At 46.6% G+C, this 22,322-nt stretch carries 16 protein-coding genes; 8 read left to right on the top strand and 8 right to left on the bottom strand.

The features are described from left to right. Positions 1-7 precede the first annotated feature (7 nt). The 4 genes from EYR25_RS03565 to fkpA form a co-directional block, all read right to left on the bottom strand. Complete coding sequence (locus EYR25_RS03565) at positions 8-445, bottom strand: PaaI family thioesterase (RefSeq protein WP_011623775.1); 438 nt, start codon at positions 443-445, stop codon at positions 8-10. A 108-nt stretch (positions 446-553) separates the two neighbouring features. After that, entirely contained in the window at positions 554-1,006 is a 453-nt protein-coding gene (locus EYR25_RS03560) for a hypothetical protein (protein WP_039978636.1), read from the bottom strand. A gap of 118 nt (positions 1,007-1,124) precedes the next feature. Beyond that, complete coding sequence (exeM, locus tag EYR25_RS03555) at positions 1,125-3,737, bottom strand: extracellular exonuclease ExeM (RefSeq protein WP_023268388.1); 2,613 nt, start codon at positions 3,735-3,737, stop codon at positions 1,125-1,127. Positions 3,738-4,373: 636 nt separating this feature from the next. Next, a complete protein-coding gene (gene fkpA / locus EYR25_RS03550; RefSeq protein ID WP_023268389.1) occupies positions 4,374-5,144 on the bottom strand; it encodes an FKBP-type peptidyl-prolyl cis-trans isomerase in 771 nt (256 codons plus the stop codon). A gap of 153 nt (positions 5,145-5,297) precedes the next feature. Between fkpA and EYR25_RS03545 the strand changes: the two genes are divergently transcribed. The 6 genes from EYR25_RS03545 (at position 5,298) to pepN (ending at position 11,997) form a co-directional block, all read left to right on the top strand. Further along, positions 5,298-6,248 carry a WD40 repeat domain-containing protein gene (locus tag EYR25_RS03545; protein WP_133178571.1) on the top strand — a complete coding sequence of 317 codons (951 nt, stop codon included), beginning with the start codon at positions 5,298-5,300 and terminating at the stop codon, positions 6,246-6,248. Positions 6,249-6,257: 9 nt separating this feature from the next. Continuing rightward, positions 6,258-6,470 (top strand): SlyX family protein, encoded by a 213-nt coding sequence (locus tag EYR25_RS03540; RefSeq protein WP_011716034.1) that lies wholly within the window; start codon positions 6,258-6,260, stop codon positions 6,468-6,470. Positions 6,471-6,532: 62 nt separating this feature from the next. Next, the gene (gene def / locus EYR25_RS03535; protein WP_133178570.1) at positions 6,533-7,063 is read left to right on the top strand and encodes a peptide deformylase; all 531 of its coding nucleotides are present in this window, start codon (positions 6,533-6,535) and stop codon (positions 7,061-7,063) included. A gap of 9 nt (positions 7,064-7,072) precedes the next feature. Continuing rightward, entirely contained in the window at positions 7,073-8,473 is a 1,401-nt protein-coding gene (locus tag EYR25_RS03530; protein WP_133178569.1) for a COG3014 family protein, read from the top strand. 67 nt (positions 8,474-8,540) lie between these two features. Continuing rightward, entirely contained in the window at positions 8,541-9,134 is a 594-nt protein-coding gene (gene lpoB / locus EYR25_RS03525) for a penicillin-binding protein activator LpoB (RefSeq protein ID WP_200862652.1), read from the top strand. A 229-nt stretch (positions 9,135-9,363) separates the two neighbouring features. After that, complete coding sequence (gene pepN / locus EYR25_RS03520) at positions 9,364-11,997, top strand: aminopeptidase N (RefSeq protein ID WP_133178568.1); 2,634 nt, start codon at positions 9,364-9,366, stop codon at positions 11,995-11,997. Positions 11,998-12,049: 52 nt separating this feature from the next. Here the strand turns inward: pepN and EYR25_RS03515 are convergent, their stop codons facing one another. Then, positions 12,050-13,576, bottom strand: coding sequence for an EAL domain-containing protein (locus EYR25_RS03515; protein ID WP_133178567.1), 1,527 nt, complete (start codon positions 13,574-13,576; stop codon positions 12,050-12,052). A 533-nt stretch (positions 13,577-14,109) separates the two neighbouring features. Here EYR25_RS03515 and EYR25_RS03510 point away from each other — a divergent pair. Then, complete coding sequence (locus tag EYR25_RS03510) at positions 14,110-16,002, top strand: methyl-accepting chemotaxis protein (protein WP_133178566.1); 1,893 nt, start codon at positions 14,110-14,112, stop codon at positions 16,000-16,002. Positions 16,003-16,052: 50 nt separating this feature from the next. Here EYR25_RS03510 and EYR25_RS03505 read toward each other — a convergent pair whose 3' ends face one another. Beyond that, positions 16,053-17,441 (bottom strand): sensor domain-containing protein, encoded by a 1,389-nt coding sequence (locus EYR25_RS03505; RefSeq protein WP_133178565.1) that lies wholly within the window; start codon positions 17,439-17,441, stop codon positions 16,053-16,055. A gap of 372 nt (positions 17,442-17,813) precedes the next feature. Between EYR25_RS03505 and EYR25_RS03500 the strand changes: the two genes are divergently transcribed. Then, positions 17,814-18,707, top strand: a complete 894-nt coding sequence (locus EYR25_RS03500) for a DUF72 domain-containing protein (protein ID WP_023268398.1) — start codon at positions 17,814-17,816, stop codon at positions 18,705-18,707. A gap of 12 nt (positions 18,708-18,719) precedes the next feature. On the opposite strand, the gene EYR25_RS03495 is transcribed toward EYR25_RS03500, so the two are convergent. Then, positions 18,720-20,189 (bottom strand): inorganic phosphate transporter, encoded by a 1,470-nt coding sequence (locus EYR25_RS03495; RefSeq protein WP_133178564.1) that lies wholly within the window; start codon positions 20,187-20,189, stop codon positions 18,720-18,722. Positions 20,190-20,383: 194 nt separating this feature from the next. After that, complete coding sequence (locus tag EYR25_RS03490) at positions 20,384-22,060, bottom strand: OpgD/OpgG family glucan biosynthesis protein (RefSeq protein WP_039978641.1); 1,677 nt, start codon at positions 22,058-22,060, stop codon at positions 20,384-20,386. Positions 22,061-22,322: the final 262 nt, after the last annotated feature.

The raw sequence follows: 22,322 nt of genomic DNA, 5'->3' as shown, positions 1-22,322 counted from the left end.
AGCCAGATTAGCGTTTAACGACTGCCGCCGTCATCCGTGAAATACAGGTCAACTCCCCTGCACTATTATGGATTAAGATTTCCCACACCGAACTGCGTTTCCCTAGGTGAATAGGTTTTGCCGTTGCGGTTAGCACACCATTACGCGAAGCGCGTAAATGGTTGGCGTTAATCTCTTGTCCAACACAATAATATTGCTCGAAATCCACCGCAAAGTTTGCCGCATAGCTTGCAACCGTTTCGGCTAATGCTACGTTCGCGCCGCCATGGACAATGCCTAAGGGATTATGTACGGCGGGCGTGGCTGGCATAGTCGCCTTCATATAGTCATCGCCAATCTCGCTGATCTCAATCCCTAGGGTCTGCATCAAGGTGCCTTTGCCCCCCATACCAGCATCTAAACGGGCACAATCCTCTAAGGTTACTGGTCTAAACCAAATACTCATTTCAACATCCTAGTAAAGAAAACCAGCTAGCAGTTTACTAAGAAGTGACTGAAGTTCAACACAAACGCATTGGCTTAATCAGTATAAGACGGCAAGGAGACGCTACGCCTAAGTTAACCAATGCTTTGTGACAGCCAAACGACTAAACCAGACTAAAAACAGCCCCCATAGGATTACTACGCTCGGCATCACAAGAGCATCGCTGCCTAATACCGCTGCCGCCTGCTGGATCCCAAAGACATAGCCCATCTGCACCAATACGGCGACGAGAGACGCGAGTAACACTTTATAAGAGAAGGCCTTTTTAATGAGTAACAACAGACAACCGATAACACCAGAAACCACCGCAAAACCAAACACAAAGTTGAGCCAAGCGGGTGTCGATTCATAGAGCTTTATTTGGTCAGGGCTCATCTGCGCCATGGCTTCGGGGGTGATGGTCATTTGAATAACAAACGCCAATAAGCCCATGATGTTCCATAACAAACTGATCAGTGCGACAAAATAGAACCACAGAGGTGCCTTTACTACACCAATAGAAGGGTTGGAGCCAGTCGCCATCTTCTCTTCTCCAATTGACGAATTAAACCCGATTCGAGCCATAAAAAAGGGATGGTAAAACCATCCCTTAGCTCTGAGTTTAGCTCACAAACTTAGCCGTGAGCATGTAAACTCTCGATTAACGGCGACGGCGTTGCAGGCCGAATAGCGATAGCAAGGCTAAGCCTAAGTATCCTAATGCACCACCATCATCCTTGGGTTTTGGCTCAGGTTTTGGTGGCTCAACAGGCGCAGGGTAGCTTAATGCCACAATCACTGGGTCATGGTCAGAGGCTGAGAAAGCATTCTCAGATTTGGCCAGTGCGCCAGAGAATTTTTTGCCGTATTCGAACAAGTTAGATTCAACCGAGTTGATATGCCAATCTTCGATATCCACTAAACGCTTAGCAAGACTAGTATTTGCTAAGGCATGGTCGAGGTTACCTAACTCACCGTTGTAGCTGTATGAGTAAGTACCAGCGCCGTGAGCCTTAGTATTGAGGTTAACTAGGCCATAGCCCTTCTCAATCTTGCTGCCTTGGCGCTCAAACACTTTGCCATTTAAGGTGGTCCAAGAGGCGGTCATAATATCTCTGTCAGACTTGCTCGCATCGTAGTCGGTCAATACGCGGATAGGATCTTCCATGCCGTAGGCATTCATATCGCCAATCACCAGCAGATCGCCTTTAACATCTTTCAAAGCTTCGCCAAGCACTTTAGCCGCTGACACGCGGAAGGCGTTACACTTGCCCTGTTGATCGGCAGGATCGACTGACTCTTCGAAGTTGACCCAATCTTCTAGACAGCCTGAACCTTTAGATTTTAGATGGTTAACCACAACGGTTAAGTTTTCATCATGGATCTTAAAGGTTTGCGCTAAGCTGTGACGTTGATAAGCATCGTTACCTGGGTTGGTCTCAGTTTTACCGTCTTTAGTGCGAGTCACACTGCCAGCGCTAGCGTGTTGTTCTGGCGTATCAATAGTACGAGCCGCACCCGCTAAGCTCACTTTGCCTGCGCGGTAGAGCATACCCACAGTAATGGCATCGCTACCGAAGTACTTACCGTCGTATTTATCTTCATCGGTGATTTCAACGAAACTATAAGCGTTTTCAGCAGTTTGCTTCTCGTTTAAGGCATCAACTAAGTTCTTAATTGCGCTCTTTTCACCAAAGCCGTTGTTAGCGATTTCCATTAAACCTACGATATCGGCGTTCATGGCGGTGATAGCGCTAACGATTTTCGCGCGTTGCAGTAACATTTCCTCTTCGGTCAAAGCGCCGCGGTTACTGCCCGATGGATTAGTGTCACCACCGACAACATCGTTGAAGAAGTTCAGTACGTTAAAGCTAGCAACACGGATATCGCCCTTAGTTGCAACCGAAGGTGCGTCAGTTCTATCGTCACCGCGGATAAAGTCACCAGCGGTAATGGTGTTAGTAGCCACTAAACGGTAAGCACCGTAGCTATAACCAATCACCCCTTCAAGATTAGTCAGTTGGTCACCCACACGGATATAACCGGTTTCGACGTTAAAATCAGGGAAGTAAGGGATAACACCATCGGCAGGCTTGTAGTCAGACTCGATAAACAACTGATTTTCAAGGTTAGATTTAACTAAAGCAGTCGCTTCTGGAGATAATGCAGGATAAAGCTGAGTTGGCTTCATCAACGGCGCTTTGTAAGACACCAGCATATTATTACGACGGCCAGCATAATCGTAGCTGAAGGTACGACTGATCTTCAGATCGCTACCCGCATCCAGTTTCACGTTCATGCCTTCGTAGCGCTCTAATGCCTGCGCTAAGGTTTCGCCATCAGCAACATAGAATGGCGCAGCAGCAGGGACTTCGCCCTTGGTACCGACTTCGAATTTCTTGTCGGTTTTGATATCGATTTGGGTTAAGCCGAAGTATTCCTTCACCTTACCCTGAACGCAGACCTCAACCCCAGGTTGAATCGCTTCTGGTGGATTCTCACCTAAAAACACGAACACACCGTCTGAGGTGTATGGCGAGTTATCGCCCTTCACTTCTTGAAGGTAGAAACCTTTGAATAAGCTCTCGCCACGGGCAGTCACTACACCGCGAACAGTCACTTCAGTTTCAGACTCGAATGCGCCAGCTGGAACATAAGGGCTAGACTCACCCGCGCCTTGGACTTGATAAATAGGGACGATTTTCGCGCCGCTGCAGCTAAAGACTGGTGTTTCTGGCTCTGCTGCACCTTCTAGCGAACCTAAACCGGTGAAGGTGTCCTTAGGTAATTGTTCCCATTGGGCAGGATTAAAGACAGTATTAGCGACTAATGAATCGAGTTTACGCTGCAGAGTGACATCGAGGCCCCAACCAGTCGGCGTTGGTACATCACCAATAATATCAACTACCGCACCATCTTTAACTAAGGCAACCGCATCACCACCGTTAAAACTTAAAGCGCCCGAAAAACTATCGACACCTTGAGGGAGAGTAATGGCACCACTTGAGTTAAGAATAACTTTAGTCGCTTTAGGCGCGATGCTTTGTCCATCTAATACTTGCATATCCAGCGCATCGGTTGCGCCGTCTTTATAGCGAACGAGTTTATAACCAGTGAGATCAATTGCGGTATCACCGCTGTTGTACAATTCGATAGCCTTGTTGTTTGAGCTACCTTCTACGTATTCAGTGATCATCACATCAGCACTTGCCATCATAGGCAAAGCAGCCGCAACAGCTAAAGAAATAGCCGTTAATTTATTAACATTATCCATATCAACAACCCCATTATTATAATATTGCCGCTAATTTTTATTAACGTGCGGGCGGATTATTCCAGAGTTGTAGGGCTAAAAAAAGGGGGCAAGATCTCACTATCCACGGATAACATATTGATGGAAATGTAATTTTACAGCCACAACTGTCTCATATAGAGAACAGTCAGATAAAACAAAAGTATTAAACAACAATAAAACAATAAGTAAGAGAGAGACAGCAACTTAGTCAAACCAAACAACCTGCACAAATAACAAACAAAAAATTAATATGATATTTTAATGATATTTTTAAGTATGGCATCCCGAATAAAATAAGAGCTTTTGATAATTTAAATTATGGCAATTTATTTAAAACTTAATTATTTGATCATTATTTTGAAATATTATTCGTCACCAAAATAATACCCTTTATCCGTCTTTTAAACACTGGTTTGATTTAAAAAGCCTAGCCGTTGGTCGTTTGCGAGATGATGTAAAACACTTAAACAAGTCTCCCCATGGTTTTGTTTGTATCGATAACAGCACTCTTCAGGCATCTTTATTGCCATTTTTATTGCAAAAAAATACCGCCCTGAATGGGCGGTATTCTATGAGTGCAAAACTTAAGCAGAGTTAAGTTGTTATCACTGTCAATTACTTTTTAGCAGGCTCAGCCGCAGCTGCTGGCTGTGCTTTCTCAATAGACTTCAGCTCAACTTCAAAAATCAGCGTTGAGTTTGGTGGAATAGTACCGTTATCACGCTCACCGTACGCTAACTCTGAAGGAATAACGAACTTGTACTTAGCGCCAACAGGCATTAACTGTACACCTTCAGTCCAACCAGGAATAACGCGGTTTAATGGGAACTTAGCCGACTGACCACGCTTGTAAGAGCTATCAAACTCAGTGCCATCAAGCAGAGTACCTACATAATCCACTTCTACAGTGTCTTCAGCCGCTGGCTTGTCACCAGAACCAGGAGTTAACACTTCATATTGTAGGCCAGACTCAGTGGTTACTACGCCAGGCTTAGCTTTGTTTTCCTCGAGGAACTTTTTACCATCCTCAAGGTTTTTAGCCGCAATGGCTTTAGCTTGTTCTGTACGCTTGTCGTTTAACTTTTTGTCTAAGCCTTGAAGAATAGTTTGCATTTCTTCTTCGGTTAATTTCAGTTGATCATTCAAACCGTTAGTAAAACCCGTTACGATCAAAGTACGATCAACTGGCAGGCCTAATTCTTCTTGCTCTTTGATATGGCCAGACATATAACGACCGATTGAAGCGCCCACACTGTAGGCTTCTTTTTGTGCTTCAGTCGTTAATTCAACATTTGTGCTTGCATTTGTTGCTTTTTCTTCTTGATTACAAGCAGATAGGCCAATAACAGCCAATGCAACTAACGATAATTTATAAATCGATTTCATTAAAGCTTCCTCAGCATCCTCAAGCGGTTACAATAACCTAAGCGCGACAACTTTATACTAGTTATCTGGGTTATACCAACTAGATTCTTTATGGGTTAACTGTGATTAATTTCACTCTACCGGACTAGAGACACCAACTTTAGGAGCAAGTTCATGAAGAAAACCCTACTGCTGGTAATTTGCACACTTTTTTTAACGGCATGTCAGCCAAAAGCCGATGATATTCGTGTGGTTTCAAAGGAGCCATCATACAGTGCGAGTCTCTCGAGTGATGGCACTGTTGCCATTGTGGCCACCCAAAGCCAGGGAGTCCAATGTTGGGACTTAACCACTCATAGCCTCAAATACCAATGGGTACATGGCGATCTCAACACTGGCGTCACGGCCACCGCGATTTCGCCTAACGGTGAGTTCGCCGCATCGTTAAGCCGGGATTCAGTTGCCCTATGGACAATAGCCGACGGCAAATCCCTTGGATGGTGGTCACTGCCCGCCTCGGGTGAGAGTGTGGCTGTGGCGAATAATGGCGCCTTACTGATTGGCTTAAACGATGGCAGCGTAATGTCACTCAATGCCACTAAGACAGCATTGATTAAATTCTTAGGCCACAAGGAACGAGTGAATACGGTTGCGCTTTCCGCCGATGGCCGTATTGCCCTCTCAGGCGCCAACGATATGCAGGCTATCCTGTGGCAAGCGCAAACCGGCCAGCCTATCCACACTTGGAATATAGGTAGCCGAGTGACTAAAGTGGCTCTCAACGACAGCGGCAGTTTAAGCTTTACCAATGGCAGTACCAACGAGGCCAAAATTTGGGACAACAATAGCGGTAATGTTTTAAATCAATTAGCAATTAACCGTCGCCAAATGACCTTTTCAGCGGTACGCTTTGCCAAGCAAGACACTCAACTGATTACAGGCACGCCCGCGCGTGAAGTCATACTCTGGCAACGTCAAACGGGTAAACCTATTGCTAAGTGGCAAATTGCGCTGACTAAAAACAGCCAAAACCGAGGAGCCGTTGTATACTCTGTGGCAATTCGAGATACCAATAAAGTGGTTAGTATCAGTAGCCAAGGCCTAGTTGAGACTTGGCAGGAGTAGAGGTTAGTCATGCAAGGCGTACAAGAACAGATTGAAGAGCTGCAAATGAAATTGGCTTTTCAAGAGCTCACGGTCGAAGAGTTAAACCAAGAGGTTATTAAGCTGAACCAGCTTATTGCCAATCAGCAACATCAAATTCAGTTATTGATTGGTAAGTTAAAGGCGATGGAGCCCAGTAATATTGCGACCCAAGCAGAAGAAACACCACCGCCACATTACTAATTCAATAACGGATAATCCAATCCATTAACGACACTATGACCACTAAATATCCAGGGAATGCGATGTTTAAAGATGAGATGTTACCAGCCCCCAATCAGCCACTACCAATAGCCTTGGTGGGTGAAGCCATTTTAAAAAAGCAGGCGGATGAAGTACGCGACTTTGATGAAAAGCTCAGTCATTTAGCATCGCAAATGGTTGCAAGCATGGTTGAGGCAAAAGGTGTCGGAATTGCCGCTCCTCAAGTCCATAGCCCACTCGCCCTGTTTATTATGGCATCCCGGCCAAACGAGCGTTATCCCGATGCACCGCTAATGGACCCTGTCGTGGTGGTTAATCCACAGATAGTGTTGAGATCTTTACTACTTGAGAAGGGGGAGGAAGGTTGTTTATCTGTCCCAGAACAAAGGTTTACTATTTGGCGCCACCAGACGATTGTCGTGCGCTATCAAGATCTTGCAGGACACTGGCAACAGACTGAGTTAACAGGTTTTATCGCTCGTATTTTCCAACATGAGTTTGATCATCTACAAGGGATCACTTTGCTTGAACGCTCTCAAATGCCAGAACAAAAACTAATGGCAAGAAGGTAAACCACAGGCATGAAAACCACCTTCATATACTCTTTTATTAAACCCACACTTAGCACGCTAATGCTCGCCGCCATCTTAGGCTCGAGCGGCTGTGCCTATAACAGTATTTTTATTAATTATCCGGCACAAATTGCACCGATAAAACAACAGCTCAATACCGCAACGCCCATGGCGGATATCGACAAACTAGCCAGCAATATCCAAGGTAATGATGGCCTGCTCTACGCCCAAGAAGCAGGACGTGTGGCGCAGGTGGCCGGCGATTTTGCCAGCAGCCGTAAGTATTATCAGCAAGCGGTTGAGGCCTATACTGCCTTCGATGATAAAGCCAAGATCAGCGCCAGCGATATAGGTGCAACGGCCACCAGTTTAGTATTAAACGATAATGCCATTCCCTATCGTGGCCCAGGCTACGAGCGCATTATGCTGCACCAATATCAAGCCTTGAATTACCTGTTCAGCGGTGACTATCAAGGCGCATTAGTGGAGGTTCGCCGCAGTAACGAGCTGCAAGGCTCTGAGCAGGAGCGTTATCAAAAGTCACAAAAATCCGTACAGGCGATGGCCAATGGCACCATAGATGCCGAAGTGAATAAGCTCGGTCAAGCCGCTGGCACAGTGACCAGCTCCTTCCTCAATGCCTACAGCTACTACACTACGGGTCTGTTGCATGAAGTATTAGGCGAGCCAAACGATGCCTTTATCGACTACCGTAAAGCGGCGCAAATCACTCCAGATAACACTTATCTGCAACAGGATTTAGTTCGTCTTGCCAAGCAACTCGGCATGCCGCAATACGATGAGTTTAAAAGGCGCTGGGGCGATGCCAAGCTTCCCAAGGCGGGTGAAGGCCAAGTGATTCTCATGGTCGAAAAGGGCTTTGTACCTGAAAAACAAGCGCTCACAGTGCCCTTCACTATCCATGGCAATTGGCAAACCGTCTCTTTGGCAACCTATGGACCGAACAATAGTTTTGTTGCCGAGGCTCAAGTGCAAGGCTTAGGCACAGTGCTGAAAACCGAGCCTATCGCCAATATCGATGCCCTAGCGATTAACGCGCTCAAGGAAGATTTGCCCGGTACTTTGGTTCGCCAAGTCGCGCGGGTGTATGCCAAATCGGAAATGGCCTATCAGGTCGAAAAAAGCGGTAAGCCTGGCAATAATGCTGCCGATATTGGCAGTATCGCGATGCAGATTTTTAACGTGGTCACCGAGCAGGCGGATCGCCGCAGTTGGTTGACCCTGCCGAAACAGGCGCAAATTGGCAGACGTTACCTCAATCCGGGGCAATACACGCTACAGTTGGACAAGGCACCACCGGCCAAAATTGACGTTGCCGCAGGCAAGACCACCTTGGTCTGGGCAATTGATACTGGTAATTACACCCGAATTTATTCAATAATCATTTAACCTAGCGGTGAATGTTTGAATAAAACGAGTGTCATTAAGTTTTTACAATCACAAAATGGAACTGACTATGAAACAATTTAAACTGATTTTTGTGCTGGCTGCCGTAATGGGTCTGGCTGCATGTCAATCGAAAGTCGAGTATGGCGATGCCACCGAAGTGGAAACCGTTAACGCAAACTTTGGCTCAACGGATCTGCAAGCCATCGCCGCTAAGATGGTCGATAGCATGATGACTTTCCCGCCTATCGTGGCGATGACAGCGAACAACCGCCCAATTTTGTTTGTCGATAGCATCAAAAACAAAACCTCTGAGCATATCGATACTGAGTCAGTAACCGACTCTATCAGCAACAAGTTACTGCGCTCAGGTAAGTTCCGTTTTATCGATATGACAAAAGTTGATTCAGTTCGTAAGCAACTGGATTACCAAAACAATACTGGTATGGTTGACCCATCAACCGCCATCAAGTTTGGCCGTCAAATCGGTGCCCAGTACATGCTGTATGGCAACCTGTCTAGCATCGTTAAGCAAGATGGCAGCACTAAAGACGTTTACTACAAGATGACTATGCGTCTGATGGATTTAGAGACAGGCCTAATCGAATGGTCAGATGAAAAAGAAATCCGTAAGACAAAGTCTAAGTCTTTCTTAGGTATGTAATCTCGCTCAGCCCCATGGGCTAAAACCGAAATACTCAATAAAAGCCAGCAATTTCGCTGGCTTTTTTTACATTTTTAACATTGGTTATCCATGCTAAATAAGGTAGTGTACTCGCCCAAAATACTCAGCAAGGGTGCCGCTTTTGAACCGGATAAGTTCGCCACTTAAACTGGCCCTCCTGAGCCGTATCCAAGCCATAAATAAAGTAAATCGTTGAAGGATTGAAGTCGTGAATTTGTTTAAAGCCAGCCTAGTCGCCCTCACCTGCTCGGCACTGATGTCGTGCGCCGTCCAAAGTCCGTTAAATACGGGTCCTAGGGATGCCAGCCCTTATATCAGCCAATATCAGGCGAGCTTACGTTCACAGGTGATTTCGAATGTGCATTATGAGCTGGATTTTCAACTGACTGGCGACACTGAGTTTAGCGCAACGACTAAGGTCCATTTCAATCTTAGCGAAGTGCCTAAGCAATTGAGTCTCGATTTGAACAAGGCACAAATTAAGCGCTTTTTGATTAACGGCACCGCGGTTTACCCTAATTACAATGGGTCCTACATCAGTTTGAATACCCGTTTACTGTCCTCGGGCGACAACACGGTAGAAGTGCAATTTACTCGCGCCCACAGCACCAATGGTGAAGGCTTGCACCGTTTCCAAGACCCAGTCGATGGCAAGGTCTACCTGTACTCGCACTTCGAACCCGCAGCGGCGCAGCAAATGTTTGCAGTGTTCGACCAACCCGATTTAAAAGCCAACTATAAAATCAGCGTGACCGCGCCGAAGGACTGGCAAGTGATCAGCACCATGCGCGAGTCTTCAGTCACACCTGCGGGGGCAATTAATCGTTGGGAGTTTCCTGAAACACCTAAGTTAAGCCCGTATAACTTCTCTATGCACGCAGGGCCATACCATATGTGGCAGGATAATTCTGGCCGCTATCCAATGCGTTTATTTGCACGCCAATCGGTGGCTAACCAAGTCACGCCAGAGGATTGGTTTACCTATACTAAACAAGGCTTAAACTTTTTCGATGCCTATTTTGGTATCCCTTATCCCTTTAAAAAATACGATCAACTCTTAGTACCAGATTTCCTCTACGGTGCGATGGAAAACGCTGGCGCAGTGACCTTTGCCGAAGATCATTTCCTCCACAAAGCGGCAATGACCGCAGAGCAAAAACAAAGCTTAGCTGGCGTTATCATGCATGAGATGGCGCACCAATGGTTTGGCGATCTAGTCACCATGAAATGGTGGAATGGCCTGTGGTTAAACGAGAGTTTTGCTTCTTTTATGGGCACACTCGCCACCCAAGAAGCCACCGAATTTACCAACGCTTGGCGCAGTTTTTACGCCCAAGGCAAACAGCGCGCCTATGAGCAAGACAGCCTAGTGACCACGCATCCTATCGAAGTGCCCGTGGCGACCACCCAAAATGCCTTCGATAATATTGATGCTATCACCTATCAAAAAGGCGCCTCGACCCTCAAGCAGTTGCGCCATTTACTCGGCGATCTGGTGTTCCAGCGCGGCGTAAGCAATTACTTAAAGCAATACAGCTATCAAAATGCTGAGCTAGATGACTTTATCAATAGCCTAGCCAAAGCCGCTGGCCGTGACTTAAGCGCCTGGACGAAGGACTGGCTCTACAGTGCGGGAGTCAACACCATCAAGGTCGAGTATCGCTGCGACGGCAACCGCATCAGCGAATTTAGCCTGTTGCAGTATCCTGCCAGCAGCGAGTTGCCGACACTCAGGGAGCAGAAAGTCCAAATCGCCCTGTTCACTAAAGGACGCTTCGATTTAAGACACGAGACCACAGTACCAGTCACCTACAAGGGCGAACGCACTGAGGTGAAACAATTAGTCGGTGAGCGTTGTCCAGACCTCGTTTACCCCAACTACGATGACTGGGGCTTTGTGAAGGTGCAACTCGATGACAAATCCTTCGACACCGCGAAGCAACAGTTAAGCCGAGTCACAGATCCGCTGCTGCGCTCTATGCTATGGCAAAGCCTGTGGGACAGTGTGCGTGAGGGTAACCTGAGCCTAGATCAATACTTGAGCACAGTGTTCGTTAACGCCCCTGCGGAGAATGACTACACTGTCGTCGGCCAGATTATTTCGAGCTTGCTACGCAGTAAAGAATACCTCGCGCAAATCGCGCCGATTCAGCAAAATTATGCCGAAAACGCGGTCAAAGGCTTAGCGCAAATGAGCCTTCGTAAGACCATGGAGAGTCGAGGCGACAATGACTTCCAGCGCCGCTGGTTCAATGCCTATATTCAGTTGGCAGGCGATCGCGACAGTCTGCGTCACTTAGCGCAATTGCTGGATGGCAGGACCAAAATCAAGGGCTTAACTTTAGACCAAGATCTGCGCTGGGCCATTATCACTCAGCTGAATCGCTACGACTTCCCGAATGCGCAGCAACGTATTACCCAAGAAGCCGCCCGCGATAACTCAGATTCGGGTGAAAAAGCCGCCTTGGCCGCCCAAGTTATCCGCCCAGAAGCGGCTGCAAAACGACGCTGGTTGAGTAAAGTCCACGCCGACGCCCTACCGTTTGCTAAACAGCGCATCATTATGGAAAACCTCTATCCTGCGGAGCAAAAACTCTTAAGCGCCGCGACCGCCGAAGAGCGCCTCACCAACTTAGGGGATATGGATAAAAAAGGCCCAGTATTTATGCGTAGCTATAGCCGTAACCTTATCCCAACCGACTGTAACTACACCAGTATTGCTGCCTTGGATAAAGTGTTAGATAGCCAAACTGGATTATCGAATCTTGCCCGCCGCACCCTGTTAGAAACTCGCCAAGCCGAGCAGCGCTGCGTGCTGATTAAGAATAAAATGACCCATTGATAAATCGCCCACTAAAAGAGGCTCATCTGAGCCTCTTTTCTATGCCTCGGTCTTATTTCCCGAAGGGTAATTTCTGGTAAAACCGCAGCAAATCCTCAAAGGCCAAAGGCCTTGAGTAAAAATATCCTTGATGTTGATACACACCTTTAGCAGCTAAATAATCCGCCTGCTCCTGCGTTTCGACACCTTCGGCCACCATATCCATCTGCGACTCACGGCCAAAGGCAATAATGGCATCGAGTACCGCGCCCTTTAAGTCCTGCGTGCCTATGGTATCGATAAACATCTTATCGATTTTGATACTGTTAATTCCAAGACGCTGTAAATAGCTAAAACCACCAAAGCCAGTGCCAAAATCATCCAGTTTAAAGTCATGGCATAGGGGAGTGACCGCCTTCATTTCGGCCAAGGCTAATTCGAATTGAGTGATGGGTTTGCGCTCGGTCAACTCGAAGGAAATGCGCTTAGTCCTAGGATCGGGGTGAGACGAAAACCATTGACTGAGTAAACCCGACTCTAAATGCTGGGCGACAATATTAACGCTAACCCAGCCCTTAAGTTGAGGTAAATCCTGATACACCCGCTCCAAAATCAGATCGGTAATAGGCAGAATTAAGCCCGAATCTTCGGCATAGGGAATAAACTGATTCGGCTGAACGAGCACCCCATCAAACCTTCGCCAGCGCACTAACATTTCCTGCCCGACCACCTCGCCGCTGCGGCAATCGATAATTGGTTGGTAGAAGGGAATAAACTCTTTGCGGCTAATGCCCTTTTGGATCAGCATTCCCAGCGACACCCGCGCAGATTGCCAGTTCCAATAAAAAATCACCGCTAAAAAGGCCACAATTAAAGCGGCGACGAACAACATAACACCAATACGTGAAAATTCACGCCAATAGAGCACATCTCCAGCTTTTAAGGTTAAAGTGATATCTAATACATTGATATAACGAGAGTCCTCAATAAATGCACTCGATTGTTCTAAAATTTCAGCACCACGCTGAAGGGGAGATAGTCCTTGATAATAGATGTCTAACTGGTAACAGTCATCGCACAGGTTTGAGAGAATTTCGTTGTAAACAGAGCTATTCGTTAATACGACTAAACGGTGTACACCTAAATGGAAAATATAACCAATACTGCGAGTTCTTTCGTTAGCAGCAACCGTTGTAGCGATATCCACCTGTTGTGAGTCAATCAATAAGCTACGAGTGTGGTCAAATTGATAATTTACCGCGGGTCCGATATTTGAGCATTGAACTCCGTTTGCCAATTCTAACTGTATAAAACGAACGATAGCAGGGCTTAATGAAGGGCTATTCAGTAGGGCAATATCATCGGCATTACAGGTAAAAGATAATTCCGCAAACGCCTGTTCAACATTATTCTGCTCAAAACCATCCAAACCATTTACAAAGGTAAGTGCTATCTCATTGAGATCTCGATTAAACCTCTGTTCAACACTATATGAAGTAATGAGTGGTTGAAGCGCCGCGGCCAATAAGATGGGCAATAGAAATATCAGGCAGGTATGTAACCAAGGATTCAGGCACCAACGGGGAAAATTCCATTTCATAACATTCAACTCAATTCCTTAATGAAGAACTCAAAACACGCTCACTTAAAATACATCAACATACTATGCTTTAAGCCAACCGAAAGCTGTGGGATAAATCAAATTCATCATTTTCCTTATGCAGACGCACTCAACCTTTTATACCAATCGTATTAAATATCTGCTCATTCAGCGGGAATTCAACGCGCTTTAGACAAGGCGAAGGCTTGAAGGCATAGTGGTGCTCTGTCGAAAGCCTTAAACGCAGTATAAAGCGCGTTGAAACCCGCCCTTTGGGAGCCACACTGGCATCCCACTCCGGTGTTGCATTGACTTAAAAGGGGATGACCATTTCTGCGTCAATGCGCCTTGGATTGAAATGCCTGTGAGGCTCTGAACTGATGAGATATTTAATGTGATTGGTATTAAGCTAAGCTTCGACCGCAACTTAATCAAAGTAATATAGACAAGCTATGTTCCATTAATGCTTTCCCCTTTTCAGCCGCTATACTCTATTAACGTTAGGTTGCTAACGGAATTTAAAGGAATTAAATATGCGATCAACACTTAAAACTCGGCTACTTTTTAGTAGCCTCTTCGCCGTATTCATTACAGTCGCAGTTCTGGTAAGCATTTCAAGCTATTTCATTAGAAATAATGCGTTAGAAAATACGCAGCGCGAAATTGACCAACTGGCTAATACCTTTGCCGAAGGTATTGGCCTGTGGATGCAAGATCGCAAAACAGCCATCACCAGTCTTAAAAAAACCATTGAAGCGAACCCTAGTGTGCAAATAACTCCTTATTTGTTGCAAGCACACAATGCAATGGGTTTTGCACTCACTTATTTTGGTGATGAACAAGGCAACATGTACCGTCAGGATCCGTCGCTTAATACAGCCAACTATGATCCCCGCATTCGTCCTTGGTATATGGATGCCAAAGCCGCAAATGCTATGGTGATGACGGCTCCCTATGTCAGCGCCACTTTGAAGAAACAAGTAGTGACCATTGCTGAACCTGTGATGATCTCAGGCAGTCTGTTCGGGGTGGCCGCAGCAAACCTCACCATAGATCAACTGACCGATGCCGTGCAACGACTCGAAGTCCCAGGTAAAGGTTATACCCTGATGGTCGACAAAACGGGGCTTATCATTAGCCATCCGAACAACCAGCTCAACAACCAACAACTCAATACAGTCGATAAAAATTTTACGCCTAGCTGGTTATCCCAACGTGCCAATACCAACACAATGGAAGAGCGCGAACTCGATGGCGAAACCCAATTGGTTTATGTTGCTGCTGTTCCATCAACGGATTGGGCATTGATATTCGTGATGAACAAACAGGAAATTATGTCGCAAGCCACGTCACTCGCTTGGTGGATGTCCGCCGTTGGTGCTTGCTTACTGGTGATTTTTGGCTTGGTATTAGTCGCTATCTTTAAAATTCAATTCAAGGACTTAGAACGTGTTGCCTTGGCTCTGAATGATATTGCCGAGGGTGATGGCGATCTAACGGTCAGGATCCATACTGCCAATAGCCATGATGAAATTGGCATCTTGGCCTCTGGCTTTAACCGCTTTGTGGAGCGCCTGCACGGCATGATCTCACGAATGCACAACATCGCAGGCCAGCTTGAATACCAAGCGAAGGGTAGCAGCGCTTCGGCGACGGAAAATAGCCAACGTATTGCAGTGCAACAAGATGAAGTCACTATGGTTGCCACCGCTGTAACTGAAATGGCCAGTGCCACCGAAGAAATTGCCAGCAACGCCGAGCATACAGCACAAACCGCTCAAAACGCCGTTGGACTATCTGACCATGGTCAAAAACAAGTGATGCAGAGTCAGCAATCCATTCGTAACCTAGCGAACGAAGTTGATACAGCTGGCCGTATTATCAGTGAGCTTAATGAACACTCACAAAAGATTAATAGTATTCTGCTCACCATCAGCGGCATTGCAGAGCAAACCAACCTATTGGCCCTAAATGCTGCTATTGAGGCTGCTCGCGCCGGTGAACAAGGTCGAGGTTTCGCTGTGGTCGCCGATGAGGTTCGCGTACTGTCGCAACGTACACACTCATCGACTCAAGAAATTCAAGCCATGATTGAAACCTTGCAACAAACAGCAGGCAAAGCGGTAAAATCCATGACCCAAAGTCATGATATGGCTGAAACCAGTGTTGCCGACGCCAACTCAGCTAGTGAGAGCTTGCTACAGATCAGTAAAGCCATTAATGAGATCTCGGACATGGCGAGCCAAATTGCCACGGCAGCGGAGGAGCAAACGTCGGTTACCAGTGAAATTAATCGAAATACTGAGTCTATCCGCGAAGTGTCAGAAAACCTCTCTATCGAAGCCCAAAGTGCAATGGTGCAGTCGCAAGAGCTGGCTCATTTAGCCGCCTCGCTACAACAAGAGGTTTCGCGCTTTAAACTCTAATTCATCCTCTTGAGTGATTTGTCCCCCAATTGCCATTCGCTTTTGGGGGATTAAATCATCAATGCTTCTAAGTGCTTTCCTCTCAATCCCGGGTAGCCTAACTCAATGCGATTTCCGCCATTTTTCTTTGCCTTATACATGGCATCATCGGCACAGGACAAAAGTTGCTGCTCATCCCTGCCATGCTCAGGATAAAAAGCAACGCCAATACTTGGGAAAACATGAATTTGATGATCAGCGAGTTCGAATGGCTGGCTTAATGTTTCCAGTATTTTTTGGGCAACCAACAGTGTGTTATGGGCAGAATCTACTCGCTCCAGCAGAATTACGAACTCATCACCACCAAAACGAGCAACAGTATCAGAGGCTCTCACACACCCAAGCAGTCGCTGAGCGGTAATTTGCAACAGCATGTCTCCCACGCTATGACCGTAGGAATCATTCACCCATTTAAATTTATCCAAATCTAAATAGAGCAAAGAGAAATAACTCGCCTCCCTATGGGCTCGAGACAAGGCTTTTTGAAATCGATCGTAAAATAGCTCTCTATTTGGTAGATGCGTTAACTGATCGTAAAGAGCAATATGTTCTAAGCGTGCCAACATTTGGCGGCGTTCAATGGCAAAAGCAATTTGGGAAGAGACAAACTCAACTAATTCACAGTCCTGCGCAGTATAAGTCCTAGCACCTGGCGTACTGTGCATGATTAACGCACCAATCACCCCCTTCTGTAATTTTAGTGGCACACCAAGCCAACTAATATGAGGGTTTATCGGGGTTTCGCCCACAGGAAAAGTATAGGTCTCACACACAGGACAAAAAAGTGATGATTCACCCGTTTGAATAATCTGTTCAGCAAAAAGGTTAACACTACCAAAATGAGCGACATTATTTTCAGCCACGGCTATCCGATAGGGGAAATCTAATTGATTTAAATCTTGATCATAAAGCGCTATAGCAAAATTTTCTGCGGGTAAGAGTTTGGCAATAATCTGATGGAGATGACCGTAAAGTGAGAGTAAATCCTCTGCCACATGGACAGCTTCAGAAATCTCATATAATGCAGCCTGGCGACGTTCAGCATTTTTATTCTTAGTGATATCTCGAGCGACGGCCACCCGTTGTTGATATTCCTCTGACCAACGAGCAGACCAAAGAATATCCACAATCGCGCCATCCTTGCGTACATAACGATTTTCAAAGTCCACTTTGTATCGACCCGCCATAATTTCCTCTGCGGCGGCAAGTGTGCGTTCACGATCCTCTGGCAGAACTAAATCAAGCATTTTCATGCCAATCATTTCATCAGGGGTATAACCAAAGATGCGTTCAGCTCCGGCACTCACAAATTCAAAGCGCCCCGATTTATCAACGACACAAATGGCATCTAATAACAAATCAATAAAACGACCAAGTGACGTATAACCTTCGTCTTTCACACTCATCTCCCACCATGCCCAAAGCTAAATCGAGAACCGCTAACAGCCTTTTGCTGCTAACATCTTCATCCTTGCTTAACAATCACTTGATACCTACAACTTAGTGCACAGAATAACATACTATTAGAGTAGGTTAATTACCCTAACAGTTCCATGTTCACTTAAACTCGTTAACCGCCAAACGCAGCAGATAAAGTAGTATATTTGACCTAGCAAACTAGATTTAAGCACAATACAGATATAAATCCGCCATGATAAAAGTCACAGCACATCTATCCAATAAATACCCATAATCAGTTTTAACTAGGAGCATTTTTGGCGTCATTCAAATCCCCTTGCCATACTGCACAAAATTTACGTCTAGGACTTGCCATGTGGTCCCATAACCATTGGCAAGAAAGTGTTTATGGTTCAAGTACTAAACAGGCTGACAGACTTGCCCGCTATGCCTGTATCTTCAACACAGTGGAAGGCAACACCAGCTTTTACGCTACGCCAAATGCCCAAACTGTGATGAATTGGCACAGTGCCACTCCAGATGACTTTCGCTTTACCTTTAAACTGCCACAGACCATCACCCATCAAAGACAGTTGCAGAATTGTCAGCAGGAATTATTGGCCTTCTTCCAAGTCATGTCGCCCTTGGTCGAAAAAACCGGTTTGTGGAAAATTCAGCTCCCCGCAGCCTTCGGTCCGGAACAATTGCCCGCATTAGCACGTTTTTTTGATCTGTTACCGCAAGGTTTAACTTATGGCGTAGAAGTTCGCCATTTAGCCTTTTTTGCTAAGGGAGATGCCGAACGGGCGCTAAATCGCCTGCTGATGGACAGGCAAGTTAATCGCATTATTATGGACAGCCGACCGTTATTTGCCCTGCCGCCCGCTAACGAAGCAATTATCGATGCCCATAAGAAAAAGCCACAGGTACCCGTTCATGCTATCGCGACTGCAACTACACCCGTGGTGCGTTTTATTGGCCAAACGGACGGCACGATTGAAGCGTTAGCGGCGAGCAACGATCAGCTGCAAGTCAAGAATAACGATAGCTTTTTTAACAACTGGTTGCGGCAACTCGCGCTGTGGATAAAAGAAGGCCGTGAGCCTTATCTGTTTATCCATACGCCTGATAACCAAACCGCGCCCGAATTAGCGGCGCGCTTATATCAGCAATTGCAGCAACAACTGGCCGATGAGGTCAGCTTGCCGACGATTCAATTGCATAAGGCCTTGGCAGAGTCCGCCGCGCAGATGCAACTGACGTGGTAAAAGAAATTTAGCTTAACCCCAAATAGCGTTAGCGGTAATAAAAACCAAGGCCGATAAGAGCATAGTAATAGGCAGAGTCAGTACCCATGCGAGTAATATCTGTTTAATCGTTTGGCTTTGAAGCCCTGAACGATTGGCCACCATAGTCCCTGCCACCGCCGAAGACAAAATATGCGTAGTCGATACTGGCATGCCCGTCACGCTGGCAATCCCAATCGATGCAGCGGCTGTCACTTGCGCGGCAATCCCTTGGCTGTAGGTCATTCCCGAGGAGCCAATCTTCTCACCAACGGTATAAACAATGCGGCGCCAGCCGACTAAAGTGCCACAGCCCAAGGCAGTGGCAATCGCTACTATCACCCACAAAGGCGCGTATTCGGTCGACTTAGTTAAATCTTTACGCCATTTATTGAGAGAGGTTAACTCCTTGGCAGGTAAGTCTAATTTCGCGACCTTGCGTGCAGTATCATCGATACAGAGCAGCAAGCGTCGCACCTCTCGACGTTCTTCGACGCTCATCTCCTGAAAACTACTGACCTTATCTAAACGGCGATCGAGCAAAGACATGGCTGGTAGCACAGTTTGGGCCGAGCAGTGGCTGAGCAAACTGTCATTGGCACTCACCTGTGCCTGCACATCCACCAGATTGCTAATCTGCGCTTGGTTACGACTGTAGATAGCCATAATGCGGCGGTTAGCATCCTGTGTTCTTTCTAAATCATAGGATTGGCTGCTCATGTCGAGGGCAAAATACGCTGGTGCCATACAAATCAACACTAGCATAACTAAACCAATGCCCTTCTGGCCATCGTTAGAACCGTGGGCGAAGCTCACTCCCATAGCCGACGCTATCAGGCTGACGCGCGCCCAGAACGGCGGATGGCGTTTACCATTAATCTGAAATTGCTCATCGGGAGTACGGTGGATCTTGTGTTTTTGCCACACGAACTTCATTAGCAACAAAAGTACTCCCGCCAGCACAAAACCGAGCGTGGGCGAGATGATCAGCGACAGCATAATCTGCGTGGCTTTGGTAAGGTTGATACCATGCAGTACAGGTTCATTGTGTATCCAAGCAAATGCGCCACCAACACCCATAATCGAACCAATCAAAGTGTGGGAACTGGAAGCTGGAATACCAAAATACCAAGTACCTAAATTCCAAATAATGGCCGAGAAGAGTAGCGAGAACACCATCAACAGCCCTTGGGTCGAATCCATTCCTAATAATGAATCCACCGGCAGTAAATGCACTATGGCGTAGGCCACGCCAAGCCCTCCGAGTAGCACACCGGCAAAGTTGAACAGAGCTGAAGAAATCACCGCGAGATTGGCGGGCATCGCCTTGGTGTAGATAACTGTGGCAACAGCGTTGGCGGTATCGTGGAAACCATTGATAAATTCGTACGCCAGCACAAATAACACTGCTAGCACTAAAGCTACCGACCAACCCAGGCCGATAGAAGTCAATATCTCAAACATGAATCGCTAACCTATAACGAGGACGCCACAGATTACGCCTAAGCTTGGTCTCTTTGACAGTGAAAAATTATTTAGATTGTCAAAAAGTGAATTACTCCTCAATAACCTCGTATCAGGCTTGCAATTAACTAAGGAGTGAGTATAAAAACGCCAGCACTGGGCTGGCGTTTTAAGATTTAAAACTGAGTCACGGCTTACTGCAGATGACCGGCGTTATGCAACTCACGCTCGTTCATTGGCGGTGGTGTCCATTGGTACATCCAAGTCTCAGTTAACGGCTGACCATCGACCTCTAAGTATACTCTGAGGTTAATTGGCTCTACGCTGTCTTCTGGTGGCACTAAGTCAAACATAGCGCGGTAACCGTTAATCGCATGTTGTGGGCGAGCAGATTCAATTTCGACACGACCTTGAGAGGTAGAAATCACCGCCTTCACTTGGGTATCTTTACCCAGCATAGGTAAAGAACCACCAGCAAAATCAATCACAAAGCGCTTGCTATAGTACTTACGCTTTTGACCAACCACACCACCAATACCAGTAAAGGTATCGACTACGCGAGCACGGGGTGACTGAACGGGTGGAATACCGCCCCAATACATGTTGTAGCTGTAGAGTAGTTCTTGGCCAGGCTGAATGGGCTCAGCGGGGTTCCAAAACGCCACGATATTGTCGAAGGTTTCATCCAGTGTTGGAATTTCCACTAACTGCACCGAACCTTTACCCCAATTACCCGTTGGCTCAATCCACAGGCTTGGACGCTTCTCGTAGAACACACCATCATCTTGATAATGGTCGAAATTACGGTCGCGCTGCATTAAACCAAAGCCCTTTGGATTCTCATCGCTATAGGCATTGAAACGCAGGTTGCTTGGGTTGCCCAGCGGACGCCAAATCCACTCACCGTTACCCGTGTGCATGGCAAGGCCGTCTGAATCGTGGATCTCTTGGCGCCAGTCGTAACCCGTGCGGCGGTCGTTTTCACCCACCATGTACATACTGGTCAGTGGCGCAACGCCTAAACGTTCGATGGCCTTACGCGGGTAAATCGCCGCATCGACCTTCATTTTTAAACGTTCACCCGGCTCTATATCGAAACGGTAAGCCCCTGTTACACTTGGTGAATCTAACAGAGCGTACACAGTCGCAATATTAGAGCCCGGTTGTGGTTTCTCTAACCAGAAACGGGTAAACATGGGGAATTCTTCAGGTTTAGGCAGCGCAGTGTCTACCGCTAAACCACGGGCAGATAGACCATATTGCATTTCCTGACCTACGGCGCGGAAATAGCTGGCACCTAAGAAGGCGACCACGTCACGCTGCCAGTCGGTATTAAACTGCATTCTAAACCCAGCAAAACCTAGGTCTTTTGGTAGCTGGCTACCCTTTACCTTGGATTTGCCGTAATCGAACATGGAAGACGAATATTCGATAAGCTTTGCCTTGCCATTTTCCAATTGGTAAATATGCACAGGCGTATCGAAGTACAGGCCTAAGTGGAATAACTCGGCGCGAAACTCCGAATCATCCTCACGCCACAGGGCGGCTTTTTTCTTGAAATGGAACTGCTGGTAATCATCCCAGCTCATGCCCTGTAAGCTTTTTGGCAACTCACCCTTATGGCTCACATAGGACTCAGTCGCCAGCGTATGGGCATAGCCTTTCAACCAGGCGTAGCTAAACTCTTCTTCCTGCGGTGCACTCGCCTTACCCGCGGCACAAGCAGATAAGCTTAACAACACGCTGCAAGTGAGTAGCACACTGCCTACCATGCGTTGTAAACGACTACGGGTAGACTGAGCTTCCACCGACGGCATCACCATCGGCTCACGATTTAAATGTCTTTGTTCGGGAAATAAATTGGGTTGCATAAGCAGACTCTGATTTGGTGTAACTTCCTGACACTTCTCTGCAAAAGTAAGCATTATTGCAGTGACTGCCCTGTGGAGAACTGTTGATGACAGTGATAACCATACCTCTATCTCCATCAGTTCGCCAGAATCTAACATAATTTCGTCGCAATGGAATATCTCATAGTGACAATATTCAATACTGGCGCCAGTTTATGAAAATAGTATTAAAATTTTCTAGGCAAAATGGCCGTTCGCAACAGGCGTTTGAATAATTGCTGCA

This window comes from Shewanella decolorationis (assembly GCF_004354305.1).
In the GTDB taxonomy this organism is placed as follows: domain Bacteria; phylum Pseudomonadota; class Gammaproteobacteria; order Enterobacterales; family Shewanellaceae; genus Shewanella; species Shewanella decolorationis.
Note: the sequence above shows the minus strand (reverse complement) of the source record. Positions and strands in the feature narration are given on the sequence as shown.

Coding starts and splice junctions, on each gene's coding strand:
- EYR25_RS03565 (WP_011623775.1), bottom strand. CDS start 445: ATGAGTATTTGGTTTAGACCAGTAACCTTAGAGGATTGTGCCCGTTTA.
- EYR25_RS03560 (WP_039978636.1), bottom strand. CDS start 1,006: ATGGCGACTGGCTCCAACCCTTCTATTGGTGTAGTAAAGGCACCTCTG.
- exeM (WP_023268388.1), bottom strand. CDS start 3,737: ATGGATAATGTTAATAAATTAACGGCTATTTCTTTAGCTGTTGCGGCT.
- fkpA (WP_023268389.1), bottom strand. CDS start 5,144: ATGAAATCGATTTATAAATTATCGTTAGTTGCATTGGCTGTTATTGGC.
- EYR25_RS03545 (WP_133178571.1), top strand. CDS start 5,298: ATGAAGAAAACCCTACTGCTGGTAATTTGCACACTTTTTTTAACGGCA.
- EYR25_RS03540 (WP_011716034.1), top strand. CDS start 6,258: ATGCAAGGCGTACAAGAACAGATTGAAGAGCTGCAAATGAAATTGGCT.
- def (WP_133178570.1), top strand. CDS start 6,533: ATGTTTAAAGATGAGATGTTACCAGCCCCCAATCAGCCACTACCAATA.
- EYR25_RS03530 (WP_133178569.1), top strand. CDS start 7,073: ATGAAAACCACCTTCATATACTCTTTTATTAAACCCACACTTAGCACG.
- lpoB (WP_200862652.1), top strand. CDS start 8,541: ATGAAACAATTTAAACTGATTTTTGTGCTGGCTGCCGTAATGGGTCTG.
- EYR25_RS03515 (WP_133178567.1), bottom strand. CDS start 13,576: ATGAAATGGAATTTTCCCCGTTGGTGCCTGAATCCTTGGTTACATACC.
- EYR25_RS03510 (WP_133178566.1), top strand. CDS start 14,110: ATGCGATCAACACTTAAAACTCGGCTACTTTTTAGTAGCCTCTTCGCC.
- EYR25_RS03500 (WP_023268398.1), top strand. CDS start 17,814: ATGTGGTCCCATAACCATTGGCAAGAAAGTGTTTATGGTTCAAGTACT.
- EYR25_RS03495 (WP_133178564.1), bottom strand. CDS start 20,189: ATGTTTGAGATATTGACTTCTATCGGCCTGGGTTGGTCGGTAGCTTTA.
- EYR25_RS03490 (WP_039978641.1), bottom strand. CDS start 22,060: ATGCAACCCAATTTATTTCCCGAACAAAGACATTTAAATCGTGAGCCG.